10 protein-coding genes are annotated in these 12,948 nt (G+C 57.4%); all 10 read left to right on the forward strand.

The window, feature by feature from the left end:
- Positions 1-50: 50 nt before the first annotated feature.
- The 10 genes from ACTQY1_RS03225 to rimO all read left to right on the forward strand — a co-directional run bounded on the left by ACTQY1_RS03225 (position 51) and on the right by rimO (position 12,947).
- On the forward strand, positions 51-884 hold the full coding sequence (locus tag ACTQY1_RS03225) for a PHP domain-containing protein (protein ID WP_022487807.1): 834 nt from the start codon (positions 51-53) through the stop codon (positions 882-884).
- Positions 885-905: 21 nt separating this feature from the next.
- Positions 906-1,802 carry an Asp23/Gls24 family envelope stress response protein gene (locus ACTQY1_RS03230; protein ID WP_022487808.1) on the forward strand — a complete coding sequence of 299 codons (897 nt, stop codon included), beginning with the start codon at positions 906-908 and terminating at the stop codon, positions 1,800-1,802.
- Positions 1,799-2,764 (forward strand): ribonuclease HIII, encoded by a 966-nt coding sequence (locus ACTQY1_RS03235; protein ID WP_441373781.1) that lies wholly within the window; start codon positions 1,799-1,801, stop codon positions 2,762-2,764. The genes ACTQY1_RS03230 and ACTQY1_RS03235 overlap by 4 nt, the downstream gene beginning before the upstream one ends.
- Positions 2,765-2,880: 116 nt before the next feature.
- A complete protein-coding gene (locus ACTQY1_RS03240; RefSeq protein ID WP_154488074.1) occupies positions 2,881-3,885 on the forward strand; it encodes a lysylphosphatidylglycerol synthase transmembrane domain-containing protein in 1,005 nt (334 codons plus the stop codon).
- On the forward strand, positions 3,882-4,799 hold the full coding sequence (locus ACTQY1_RS03245) for an NAD-dependent epimerase/dehydratase family protein (protein ID WP_022487811.1): 918 nt from the start codon (positions 3,882-3,884) through the stop codon (positions 4,797-4,799). The genes ACTQY1_RS03240 and ACTQY1_RS03245 overlap by 4 nt, the downstream gene beginning before the upstream one ends.
- Positions 4,800-4,827: 28 nt before the next feature.
- The gene (locus ACTQY1_RS03250) at positions 4,828-5,805 is read left to right on the forward strand and encodes a TAXI family TRAP transporter solute-binding subunit (protein ID WP_022487812.1); all 978 of its coding nucleotides are present in this window, start codon (positions 4,828-4,830) and stop codon (positions 5,803-5,805) included.
- A gap of 205 nt (positions 5,806-6,010) precedes the next feature.
- Positions 6,011-7,684: a ribonuclease J gene (locus tag ACTQY1_RS03255; protein ID WP_022487813.1), complete on the forward strand. Its 1,674-nt coding sequence runs from the start codon at positions 6,011-6,013 to the stop codon at positions 7,682-7,684.
- A 36-nt stretch (positions 7,685-7,720) separates the two neighbouring features.
- Entirely contained in the window at positions 7,721-10,042 is a 2,322-nt protein-coding gene (locus ACTQY1_RS03260; RefSeq protein ID WP_326831113.1) for an FtsK/SpoIIIE family DNA translocase, read from the forward strand.
- Positions 10,043-10,089: 47 nt separating this feature from the next.
- Complete coding sequence (locus ACTQY1_RS03265) at positions 10,090-11,604, forward strand: helix-turn-helix domain-containing protein (protein ID WP_154488077.1); 1,515 nt, start codon at positions 10,090-10,092, stop codon at positions 11,602-11,604.
- Positions 11,605-11,618: 14 nt separating this feature from the next.
- Positions 11,619-12,947: a 30S ribosomal protein S12 methylthiotransferase RimO gene (gene rimO / locus ACTQY1_RS03270; RefSeq protein ID WP_022487817.1), complete on the forward strand. Its 1,329-nt coding sequence runs from the start codon at positions 11,619-11,621 to the stop codon at positions 12,945-12,947.
- The last annotated feature ends 1 nt before the right edge of the window (position 12,948 follow it).

Below are 12,948 nucleotides of genomic sequence, written 5' to 3' on the forward strand. Positions count from 1 at the left end.
CGCCCACTATGGTATAATCAAGTCATAAGAAATGACGAAGGAGAATTGTCATGCTGGCTGACTTGCATATCCATACCACCTTTTCTGACGGCGTCTACACTCCGGAAAAAATCATTGCCCAGGCCCGGGTGTCCGGCATTGCCGCCATTGCCATCACCGACCACGACAACATCCAGGCCTACGACCGGGCGGCCCGGACCATTCACTTCCGGCATCTGGGGATCCAGCTGATCCGGGGGGTGGAGATCGACACGGACTACAAAGGGAAGGATGTCCATGTGCTGGGGTACCATTTCGACCCGGAGAACCAGCCTCTTCTCCAGGCCATGGCCTGGACCCGGGTGGGGCGGATCACCCGGATCCGGAAGATCATCCAGAAAATCAACCAGCTGGGATATCCCATAACCCTGGAGGAAGTCCGGGAAGAAGCCCACGGGTCCAAAAGCCTGGGGCGGCCCCACATTGCCCGGGTGCTGGTGAAAAAAGGCCTGTTCTCCCATACCCAGGCGGTGTTCGATGCCCTGATTGCCAGCGGCAGGCCCGCTTACTGCCGGCAGGTGAAGATGCAGCCCAAAGAGGCTGTGGACCTGCTCCACAGGGCGGGAGGCATTGCTGTTTTGGCCCATCCGGCGGAAATCGGGAACCCGGATCTGGTGGAAGAACTGCTGGACAGGGTGCCGTTTGACGGCATGGAAGTGTGGCATCCTTCTATTTTAAAGGAAAAACCTCCCCACGACTGGCTCCAGGTGGCCAAAAACCATGGTCTCCTGACCAGCGGGGGCAGCGATCTCCACGGGAATCCGGGACGGTTCCCCCTCCACCTGGGAGAATTCCCCATTTCCTACGAAAATGTGAAGGGTGTCATCGAAGGAAAGAAAATCTGATCCGAAAAGCAGGTGCATACCATGAAAACTGTAGCATTTGTAGGCCCCAGCGGCACCGGGAAAAGCTTCCGGGCCATCGGGGTCGCCCATGACCATCACTGCGACGGCATCATCGATGACGGGCTCCTGATCGAAGGGACCAAGATCCTGGCCGGAACCAGTGCCAAAACGGAACAGAACAAGGTCCAGGCGGTGAAACGAGCCATCTTTATGGAAAAGGACCACTGCCAGGAAGTCCGGGAAGCTCTGCTGAAAAGCGACATCCGGACTCTTCTGGTGATCGGCACTTCGGACAAGATGGTCCGGACCATCTGCAAGCGGCTCCAGATCCCGGCGCCTTCGGAAACGGTGTACATCCAGGACATTTCCACCGTCCGGGAAATGAAAAAGGCCCGGGAGACCCGGATCAAGGAAGGAAAACACGTGGTGCCGGTGCCCACCATCGAACTGAAGCCCCATCTGTCCGGGGTGCTGGTGGATCTGCCTCACCGGCTGTTTTCCCGGAACCGGAAGCCCCATGCCATGCCGGAAAAATCCATTGTCCGGCCGGCTTTCAGCTACTACGGGAAGATCACGGTATCCGATTACGTGGTCAGCGACATTGTACGGATCGTGGTGAAGAAGAACAAGGAAGTGGACCGGATTACTTCCATTAAGGTGCGCCGGCCTTCGGACACCAGCAAGGGGATGACCATCTTCCTGGAGATCATCCTGTTCTTCGGGGCGCCCATTTACGAAGTGGTGAAGAGCCTTCAGACCAAGATCAAACTGAAAGTGGAAGGCATGACCAGCATGCCGGTAAAAAATATCGATGTCTCCATCCGCAGCCTGACGGTGCGGCCTCCTGATCTGCCGAAAAATCTCCAGGAGCCGGACCCGACCCTGCCGGAAGGACAAAAGGAGGAAGGCGGGGCATGACCCCTTATGATTTTGACCAGTATGTAACCCTGGTGCGGGAAAAACTCCAGCTGCTCACGGAAGAACCGGTGGAGCAGAAGGAAATCAATTACGGCCGGCAGCTGAAGGTCCGGAAGGGCCCGGACACGGTGAACCTGGCCCTTTACAATGGGAAAAAGGGCCTGAAACAGGTATGGAGCGGGAAAGTTTCTTCCTTCCGGGACTGCTGCCAGAAGGCGCTGGACGGAGAGACGGAACCTTCAGCCCTTGCCGGTGATCTTTCCGCCGGCGGGGGAAAAGTGACCCTGCTGGACGGGAAACCCGGATTCGACGGGCTCTGGTGCGGCAGTGACGAAAGCGGCAAGGGAGACTATTTCGGTCCCCTGGCGGTGGCAGCGGTGTGCCTGGACCTGGAAACCGCCCGGCAGTACCAAAGCTGGGGGATCTGCGACAGCAAGGCCCTGACCGACGGAAAAATCCATCAGCTGGCGGAAAAGATCCGGCAGACCGCCAAAGCCCATACGGTGCTGGTACTGAAGCCCCAGTTCTACAACCAGCGGTATATCCAGCTGAAAAGCCAGAAGCAGAACCTGAACCTGAACCATCTTTTGGCCAGCGGCCACATCCATGCTCTGGGACGGGTGCTCCAGCAGGTGCCGGAATGCCATTTTGCCCTGGTGGACCAGTTTACCCGGCACAATGCCATTTCCTCCACCCTGGAAGCAGCTTATCCCGGGCTGAAAGTGTACCAGCAGCCCAAAGGGGAAGCGGATATGGCAGTGGCGGCGGCGTCCATCCTGGCCCGGGACGCCTTTGTGGAAGTGATGGGGGAGCTGTCCCAAAAAGCAGGCTTCGAACTGCCCAAAGGGGGCGGCAGCCAGGCTACGGCAGCGGCCCGGAAGCTGGCCAAAGCCCAGGGGGAAGAGGCTCTTTCCCAATACGTCAAGCTCCATTTTGCCAACACAGGAAAGCTCAGGCTCTGATTTACGATTTGTTTTATGTTTTTGCTCCTGTACTATGCTATAATAATAAAAGATTGTATCAGCATTGACAGATTCAGAGCTTTTCAAAATACAACGATACTGGCAGGTCATACTCTATGAACAAAACCCTATTCCGCATGCTGTGCGTGTTGTTCTTTGTAGTCATCATCGTATCAGCAGGCGTTCTTTATTTTACTTTTGATGTACGGGCCCTGGTCTATCTGACCACTTTTAAATGGTATTATGCGCTGCTGGCCCTGGGGGTGCTGTCGGTGGGGCTGTTTTTCGATGCCACCCGGCTGATCACCCTGACAAGGCTTTCCGGGGAGAAGATGGATTATGCCCATATTTTCTACGCGGTGTTCAGCAACTATTTCCTGGCACTTCTGACTCCCGGTCAGGGGGGCGGAGGTATTGCCATGCTCATGTTCATGAAACGGGCGGGGGTACCGGTGGCCAAATCCACCCTGATCGTCATTGTCCGGACGGTATTTTCCATCCTGTTCCTGTTTTTGGTGATGCCCCTGGTATTCTGGTGGGATCCGGTGCTGGTAAGCTGGATGCCCACCAGTGTCATTGCCCTGGTGTGCGCCTTTTTCATCGGGGCTCCCTGGCTCCTGTGGCACCTGGTAATGGGGGGACGGCTGGAAAAATGGCTGGCCCGGTTCAGCCGCCGGTTCTCTCCCCGGGTCCAGGAAGCCATTTTCCTGGGGTATCGGGATTTCCAGCAGGCCATGTTCATGCTGAAGGACAATCCCCGGCAGGTGTTCCGGGCCTTTATGGAATCGGGGATCAGCCTGCTGTTCATCTATTCGGTGGTGCCGGTGTTCATCAAGGCCTTCGGCATCAGCCTGCCCCTGCACATTGTCATGGGACGCATGTGCCTGATCAACCTGGTACTGTACTTTACTCCCACCCCCGGTGGCAGCGGGGTGGCGGAGGGCGGCTTCCTGGTGCTGTTCAATTCTCTGCTGCCTCCCGGTGTGGCCGGGGTACTGGCCATCCTCTGGCGTTTCTTCTGTGAATACATTCCGTTCACCATCGGCGCCATTGTGACCATCAAATGCTTTGGCTTGGATATTCTGACCAAGATTCGCGATCGGAGGGAAATGGATTCATGAGAAAAATCTTAGTAACAGGGGGAGCCGGGTTCATCGGGTCCCATGTGGTGCCGGCGCTCATCAGCCGGGGTGATTGTGAGGTAACGGTGCTGGACAACCTGTCCACCGGGAAACGGGCGTATGTGCCGTCAGGAGCCCGGTTCCAGCTGCTGGATATCCGGTCCCGGGAGCTGACGGATTTCCTGATGGCGGAAAAGTTCCAGACAGTGATCCATCTGGCGGCCCAGACCCTGGTGCCCTATTCCATGGAATACCCGGAAGCAGACGAAGACCTGAACGTGGCCGGTCTGGTCCATGTACTGGAAGGCTGCCGGAAAAGCGGCGTGGAACAGATCATCTTCTCTTCCAGTGCGGCCATTTACGGGGACAACCAGAACCTGCCCCTTCAGGAAACAGAAGTGCCGGCTCCCACTTCTTTCTACGGTCTGTCCAAGGCGGTGGGAGAGGACTACATCCGTCTGTACAGCCGGTGCTTCGGTCTGAAGCACATTATTTTCCGGTTCGCCAATGTATATGGGGAACGGCAGGGAGAAACGGGAGAAGGGGGCGTGATCTCCGTCTTTGCCCGGAAAATCGCCCAGCACGAGCCGGTGACTGTCTTTGGGGACGGGAACCAGACCCGGGATTTCGTCTATGCCGGGGATATTGCCCGGGCCATGAGCCTGGGGGTGGGATATAACGGCTGTGCCACCCTGAATGTGTCCACCAATGAGGAAGTGTCCCTGAACCAGCTGATCGGGGTGATGGAAAAGATCCTGGGCCATAAAATGGATGTCCATTACGGACCGGTGCGGCCGGGAGACATTTACGCTTCCGTACTGAGCCACAAGGCCCTGGTGGAAACCCTGGGCATGAAAGACTACACGGACCTGGAAAAGGGGCTCACCGGGACCCTGGCGTATTTCCAGAAATAACAGGAGCAGGGAGAACAAGGAGAGACCTATGAAGAAACTGATCTTTTCCGTTCTGGCCCTGCTCTTTTTCTGCACCGCAGGCTGCGGGGCAAAGACAGGAAACCTGGAACGGGGGAAAACACCTCCCAAAGAAACGGTGCTGGCAGGAGGCCAGCTGGTGGGGGCTTACGGCAGTCTGGGGAACGACCTGGTGAACGCTTTGAACCAGGACGGCCGGCAGCCGCTGCTGAAGCTCCAGGACGGAGCGGGCTCTTTGGCCAATATCGAACTGCTGCGCCAGCAGAAAGCGGACCTGGCCCTGGTCCAGAGCGACGTGGCCTGGTATGCCTATACAGGCACCGGGCCCTATGAAGACCGGCCTCTGAAGGATCTGGAACAGGTGGGGACCCTTCAAGGGGAAACGGTCCAGATCATTACCTACGACCTGACCGGGATCCGGAAACTCCAGGACCTGAAAGGAAAGACCGTATCCCTGGGGGCTGCCGGTTCCGGTTCCTCTCTCAACGCCAGACAGGTACTGGAAGCAGCGGGCCTTGCGGAAGACGATGTGCGGGTCCAGTATCTTTCGGTGGATGACACGGTCCGGGCTCTGAAGGAAGGCACCGTGGATGCGGCCATCCTCACTTCCGCCCTGCCCCATCCGGCTCTCCGGGATCTGGCCCGGCAGCGGCGGCTGGTGCTGGTCCCTATCGAAGGCCAGGACCTGGAAGACCTGGTGGCCGCCTATCCCCTGTATCAGCCGGTGGTGATCCCGGTAGGGACCTATCCCAACCAGACCCGGCCCTGTGCCAGTGTGGCTCTTCAGTGTCTCCTGGTGACCCGGAAGACGGTGCACAAGGACACGGTAAAGAATTTCCTGGACCGTCTGTGGCCTCACTGGAAGGAACTCCAGACCAAACAACCTGCCCTGTACCGGGATGTGGAGAAACGGTTCTTCCTGGATCCGCTGCTTCCGTTGGCCCCCGGTGCCGAACAATTCATAAAGGAACAAAAAATCGGTTCCTGAGGGGTCAGCCAAAACTTGATTTGCAAAACAGGCGTCAAACCTGTATAATGTTGAACAAGAGACTAGTCCTATAGAACCAGAAGCGATGGTTATCGTTCGGATTCGTAGGGGATACGGGAATTGAAAACATAGTTTCGAAAAGGGAGTATGGAACGCGAAGATACTCCAGTCTTTTGATATGCAAAAATACGAAGGAGGTGTCCCTTTGAATAACAATAAAGGACAACAGAAAAAATTATCCATCATTCCGCTGGGCGGTCTGGGAGAAATCGGCAAGAACATGACGGCCTTTGTGTATGGCAACGACATGATCCTGGTGGATGCCGGTCTGGCATTCCCCGATGATGACATGCTGGGCATTGACCTGGTGATCCCGGATACTACGTTCCTGATGGAAAACAAGGAGAAGTTCAAGGCTATTTTCCTGACCCACGGCCACGAAGACCACATTGGCGCTCTGCCTTATGTGATGAAGGATTTTGACGTGCCGGTGTACGGCACTCCCCTGACTCTGGGGATCCTGTCCGGCCGTCTGAAGGAAAACGGCGTCTCTGACAGCAAATGCAAAATGGTGAAGCCTGGGGCTACGGTCCGGGCCGGCGCCTTCCGGGTGGAATTCATCCGGGTCAACCACAGTATTCCCGATGCGGTTGCCCTGGCCATCCACACTCCGGTTGGGGTGATTGTCCACACCGGTGACTACAAGTTCGACCAGACTCCGGTGGACGGACAGGTGACCGACTATGCTAAGCTGTCTGAAGTGGGCCGCAAAGGCGTGCTGCTCCTGATGAGCGATTCCACCAACATTGAACGGACCGGGTATACCCCCAGCGAAAAGAGCGTGGGCAAGACCCTGGACGAACAGTTCCGGATGGCCAGGAACCGGGTGATCGTGGCCACCTTCTCTTCAAACGTGCACCGGATCCAGCAGGTGATCGACGCGGCGGTAATGACCCGCCGGAAAGTGGCGGTGATCGGCCGGAGCATGGTGAACGTGGTGAACATTTCCATTGAAATGGGTTACCTGAAGGTGCCCCAGGGTGTGCTCATCGACATTGACGAATGCCGGAACTATGCACCCCGGCAGATTGCCATCATCACCACCGGCAGCCAGGGAGAACCCATGAGTGCCCTGACCCGGATGAGCAACAGTGACCACCGGAAGGTGTCCATTATGCCCGGTGACACGGTGATCATTTCCGCCACCCCCATTCCCGGCAACGAGAAAGGTGTGGCCCGGACCATCGACAACCTGTACAAACAGGGAGCTGAAGTGATCTACGGACGGGAACAGGGGATCCATGTTTCCGGCCACGCCAGCCAGGAAGAAATCAAACTGATGCACCGGCTGGTCCATCCCAAGTTCTTCATGCCGGTCCACGGGGAATACCGTCACCTGGTAAAACACAAGAAACTGGCCATGCAGCTGGGTATGCCCAAGGAAAACATCGTCATTGCGGAAAACGGCTCTGTAGTTGACCTGACCCGGGATTCCATCGGGATTTCCGGCAAAGTCACCGCCGGCCGGGTACTCATTGACGGCCTGGGAGTGGGCGACGTGGGCAATGTGGTGCTCCGGGACCGCCGGCAATTGTCCCAGGACGGGATCCTGATCGTGGTGGTGACCATCGACCACAGCAATTACCGGATCGCCGCCGGCCCGGATATCGTATCCCGGGGCTTTGTGTACGTCCGGGAATCCGAAGAGCTGATGGAAGGCGCCCGGGACCGGGTGCTGAGCACTCTGGACAAATGCCATGAAAACAACATCACCGAATGGTCCGCACTGAAGAGTGCCGTCCGGGACAGCCTGGGCCGGTATCTGTTCGAAAAGACCAGACGGCGTCCCATGATCCTCCCTCTGATCATGGAAATCTGATTCCAATAAACCAAAAATCTTCAGGAAGGGAACAGCGTGGAAAAAAGAGAACGGACTCGCAGAAACAACAAGAAAATCGAATTCACCTTCAACCGGGAAGTACTGGGCATCCTGTTGGGCGCCTTCGGCCTCATTGTGCTTTGTGCCCTGGGGGGAATCCCCATGGGCAGCGCCGGGGCTTTCCTCAAGAAGGTCCTGACCTACGCCCTGGGGGTGGGAGCTTTTCTCTTCCCTCTGTACTTAATGGTGCTGGGGATGGGGTACATCCTGAATCACGAACATCTGCGGTATTCCAAAAAGTTCTTTACACTCCTGCTGTTCCTTGTTTCTGTCCTGAGCCTGTGGCACATGCACAAGGTGCCGGAAGGCCATGAACTGATTCCTGAGTATCTGATGACCGGTGGTGGCCTCCTGGGAGGCACCATCGTGTTTGTTTTAACAAAGGTGGCCGGCCGGGTGGGGGCACTCATTGTCCTTACCGCCACCACGCTGATTTCCCTGGTGCTGTCCGGGAAATTTTCCCTGCGGAGTCCTCTCCAGACCGCCCAGGACGGGGTAAAGGAAGGGGCCGAGACGGTGGCCCAGAAATGGGAGGACTACCAGGAACGGCGGAAACGGAACCATGATTCCTTCTACGACCAGGAAAAGGATGACGGGAATCCCCGGAAAAAGCCGGAACCGGAAAAGAAACCTTCTCTGGCGGAGCGGCTGAAAGAGAAGGTAAATGCTGCCGGTACGGCTCCCATCCTGAAGTTCCAGAAGGAACAGATGGGGACGGGAGAACCGCCCCGGAAGTTTACCATTACTACCTCTGACGATGCCCGTGACCAGGAGGAACCCCAGTGGGAAGCTCCGGCACCGGAAGCCCAGACCACCCGTCTGGAAAACGCGGAAACCGGGGAAGTGATCCCCTACGAATTCCCGCCTCTGGATCTGCTGAACCGGGACAAACCGGTGAACAAGAAGAACTTCCAGGCGGAAATCGAAACCCAGGGGAGCACCATCGAGCAGACCCTCCACGATTTCGGGGTGAACGCCACCCTGGTGAACGTGACCAAGGGACCTTCCGTGACCCGGTATGAACTGGAACCGGCTCCCGGGGTGAAGGTGAACAAGATCCAGAACCTGTCGGAAGACATTGCCCTGAAACTGGCGGTGTCCAGCGTCCGGATCGAACCCATTCCCGGAAAGGCGGCCATCGGCATCGAAGTGCCTTCCAAGACTTCGGAGCCGGTTTCTTTCCGGTCCATTGTGGATTGTCCGGAAGTGAAGAATGCCAAAGGCAAGCTGTGCATCGGCCTGGGGAAGGATATTTCCGGCCATGTGGTGGTGGCGGACCTGACCAAGATGCCCCATCTGCTCATTGCCGGATCCACCGGGTCCGGGAAGAGTGTGTGCATCAACACCATCATCTGCAGCCTGCTGTACAAGGCGGCTCCTGATGAGGTGAAGCTGATCCTGGTGGACCCGAAAGTGGTGGAACTGACCAACTACAACGGGATCCCCCACCTGCTCACACCGGTGGTCACCGGGCCCAAGCAGGCCGCTTCCGCCCTCCACTGGGCGGTGGTGGAAATGGAACGGCGGTACAGTCTGTTCGCCAAGACCCAGGTCCGGAAGATCGACGACTACAATGCCCATGTGCAGCCGGGAGAAAAGCTGCCCTTCATAGTGGTGATCATCGACGAGTTGTCCGACCTGATGATGGTGGCTGCAGTGGACGTGGAAGATGCTATCCTGCGGCTGGCCCAGAAGGCCCGTGCTGCCGGGATCCATCTGATCCTGGCCACCCAGCGGCCGTCGGTGGACGTGCTCACAGGGACCATCAAGGCCAATATCCCTTCCCGGATTGCCTTTGCGGTTTCCAGCCAGATCGACAGCCGGACCATCCTGGACGCCAGCGGTGCGGAAAAACTCCTGGGACGGGGGGACATGCTGTTCTTTCCTACGGGAGCCAACAAACCCATCCGTGTCCAGGGGGCCTTTATTGCCGACGACGAACTGAACCGGGTGGTGGATTTCATCAAGGCGGAAGCCATACCCACCTCCTATTCCAGTGAAGTGACCACTCAGAAGCTCAATGGGGCGGAAGAGGAAAAGAAAGGGGAAGACAGCGAGGAAGACGAACTTTTCCAGGATGCGGTGGAGCTGGTCATGGCCACCCAGCAGGCATCCTCGTCCATGCTCCAGCGGAAGTTCCGGATCGGGTACACCCGGGCGGCACGGCTGGTGGACGCCATGGAAGAAAAGGGCATCATAGGACCGGCGGACGGCAGCAAGCCAAGGCCGCTCATTATGAGCCCCGCCACCATCAAAGAAAAGTTCTTCACCAAAGGGCTGAAGCAGGAAGAACCGTGATTCTCCTGCCTGCGCCGCTCTACCCCGTCTAAAAGTGAGGTTGTACCATGAAAAACAAAATTGGAACCTATTTACAGCAGCACCGGGAAGCCAAACATCTGACCCTGGAACAGGTTGCCGAACATACCGGCATCCGGGAACCCTATCTGGCAGCCCTGGAAGAGGGAGATTTCCACAAGATTCCGGGGGATGTGTTCATCCGGGGCTTTCTCCGGAACTACGGGAACTATCTGGGCCTGGACGGCAACGGCCTTGTGGAGGCCTACCGGACCGGCAGCGAACCGGAAAAGATCCTGAAGTCGCCGGAACCGTTGGTACCCCAGCCGGAGCTGCCGAAAAGTTCCGATACCATTATCCTGCGTCCGGAAACCTTTGCCGGAAAGAAGCAGGCAAAAACGGAGCCCCCGGTGCCTCAGCCGGCATCTCCCAAAACGGAATCCTCTCAGGCTCCGGAACCTTTTGACAAGGTCCAGGCCCTGAAGGATATGGAGCCGGTGGGCTATGGAAACAGCCGTCGGACCGCTCAGGAAGCCCAGGCTCCCCAGAAGCGGAAAAAGGAAGCCATGGAAGCCACCCAGGTGATGAAACCGGTGAAACCGTCGGCCCAGGCCGCACCGACAAAGCCGGAAGCAGCGAAGGAGGCGGCAGGTCCGGAACCCCAAACGGCCCCCGGACCCAAGGCTGCCCAGCCAGTAGCTGGAACCGGGAAGCCGGAAGCTCCCAAGGGGGAAGAGACTGCCAAACGGTTGGACAAAACCGGAGAAAAGAAAGCTCCCCAGCCGGAGAAGCCGGCTGCCAAAGGGGCCCAGGCTGCTGCGGTTGGGAAAAAACCGGCAGGAAAGGGGACGGAACCCAAAAAATCCCATGAAAGCCCCAAGGAAGCCCTGAAAAAGGTGGAAACGGCGCTGAACCGGGAAAACATGGAAGAAGCCCTGGACGCCAGCAAAGCCAAAGTGGGAGGTGTCCTGGACCGGATCCGGGATTTCATCGACGAAAATCTCTATGAAACCGTTCCGGAAGACGAAGCCGGGGAAGAATACGGAGCCGCCGGCGGGGCAGACAGCAAGACTCCCGCCTTCAGCTTCAAGGTGTTCACCGGGGTGTTTGTGGCCTGCCTGGCCGTATTCACCGTGGTCATGGCCTATTTCGTGTTCGGCGGGAAAACCACTCCGGACCTGAAGGCTACCACCAACATCACCGATGGAGTGAAATCCGACCACTCTTCGGAAAAGAGCGAGAAAGAAAAACAAGCAGCCGCCGAGGCCCAGCCCAAGAAGGAAGAAGAAGAGTCCAAAGGGGATGAAAAGACCCTGGGCAAGGGCAACGGGGTCACGGTGGTGGTCACCTACAAGAAACCGGTCTGGACCCAGACCACCATTGACGGGAAACAGGTGGAAGCGGCTACGGTGCCCAAAGGATCCACCCGTACCTACAAAGGGAGCAAGAGCATTTCCGTCAATGTGGGCAGCATCCGGGATGTAGTGATCACTGTCAACGGAAAAGAAGTACCCTACGGCTCCAAGGAATGGGGCGTAGTGACCCGTACGTTCAAGGCGAAATAAGGAAGGAGAACAGATTGGAAATCGGAGTAGTCAGCCTGGGGTGTCCCAAGAACCTGGTGGATTCGGAAGTGATGATGGGGCTCATCAAAGAGCGCCAGTGGACCATTACCAATGACCCCACCCATGCGGATGTGATCATCGTCAACACCTGCGGCTTCATTGAAAGTGCCAAAACAGAATCCATCAACACCATCCTCCAGATGGCGGAATACAAAAAGGATGAGCCCCATCGGAAGCTGATCGTCACCGGGTGCCTGGGCCAGCGGTATGCGGATGAACTGTTCGCAGACCTGCCGGAGGTGGATGCCATCATCGGAACCGAATGTTACGACCAGATCGGCAGCGTCATCGACCGGGTGGAAGCGGGAGAACGGTTCACCCTGCTGAAGCCTCCGCAAAAATACACCCAGAAGGCCAAACGGGTGCTGACCACCCCTCAGTATACGGCCTATCTGAAGATTGCCGAAGGCTGCAACAACCGGTGTTCCTACTGTGCCATCCCCAAGATCCGGGGCCCTTACCGGAGCCGTCCCTATGAGGAAGTCCTCCAGGAAGCCCGGGATCTGGTGAGCCAGGGCGTCCGGGAACTGATCCTGGTGGCCCAGGACACCACCCAGTACGGCATCGACCTGTACCACAAACTGCGTCTGTCGGAACTGCTCCGGGATCTGAACACCATCCCTGACCTGAAATGGATCCGGGTGTTGTACTGCTATCCTGATTCCTTCACCGACGAACTGATCGAAACCATGGCTCAGTGTGACAAGGTGTGCAATTATGTGGACCTGCCCCTGCAGCATGCCAGCAACAGCCTGCTCCACACCATGCACCGGAGAGATACCCGGGAACAGGTGGAAGAGCTCCTGGCCAAACTCCGGAAACGGATGCCGGACATCTGCCTGCGGACCACTTTCATTGTGGGCTTCCCGGGAGAAACCGATGAACAGTTCCAGGAACTGCTGGATTTCGTGAAAAAAGAACGGTTCCAGTGTGCCGGGGTGTTCACCTACAGCCAGGAAGAAGGTACGGAAGCCGGGGCTATGCCCAACCAGATCCCGGAAGAAGTAAAGCAGGACCGGTACCATGCCCTGATGAGCCTCCAGGCGGAGATCTCCGAAGAGATCCAGCAGGAACGGGAAGGGAAAGTGCTGGAAGTGCTCATCGAAGGCAAGGATGAGGAAGATCCCAACCTGGCCGTGGGCCGCAGCTATGCAGAAGCCCCGGACATCGACGGGAAGATTTACGTGGAAGAGGCGGCTTCCCTGAACCCCGGGGATTTTGTGAAAGTCCGGATCAGCCAGGGCTTCACCTACGAAGCGGTGGGGCAGTTGGAAAAGGAGTGAT

This window comes from Acidaminococcus sp. HCP3S3_G9_1, assembly GCF_052122455.1.
Lineage (GTDB): Bacteria > Bacillota > Negativicutes > Acidaminococcales > Acidaminococcaceae > Acidaminococcus.

Excerpts from the sequence above, each read along its gene's own strand:
- ACTQY1_RS03225 (WP_022487807.1), top strand. The coding sequence starts at position 51 with ATGCTGGCTGACTTGCATATCCATACCACCTTTTCTGACGGCGTCTAC.
- ACTQY1_RS03245 (WP_022487811.1), top strand. The coding sequence starts at position 3,882 with ATGAGAAAAATCTTAGTAACAGGGGGAGCCGGGTTCATCGGGTCCCAT.
- ACTQY1_RS03240 (WP_154488074.1), top strand. The coding sequence starts at position 2,881 with ATGAACAAAACCCTATTCCGCATGCTGTGCGTGTTGTTCTTTGTAGTC.
- ACTQY1_RS03265 (WP_154488077.1), top strand. The coding sequence starts at position 10,090 with ATGAAAAACAAAATTGGAACCTATTTACAGCAGCACCGGGAAGCCAAA.
- ACTQY1_RS03230 (WP_022487808.1), top strand. The coding sequence starts at position 906 with ATGAAAACTGTAGCATTTGTAGGCCCCAGCGGCACCGGGAAAAGCTTC.
- ACTQY1_RS03250 (WP_022487812.1), top strand. The coding sequence starts at position 4,828 with ATGAAGAAACTGATCTTTTCCGTTCTGGCCCTGCTCTTTTTCTGCACC.
- ACTQY1_RS03235 (WP_441373781.1), top strand. The coding sequence starts at position 1,799 with ATGACCCCTTATGATTTTGACCAGTATGTAACCCTGGTGCGGGAAAAA.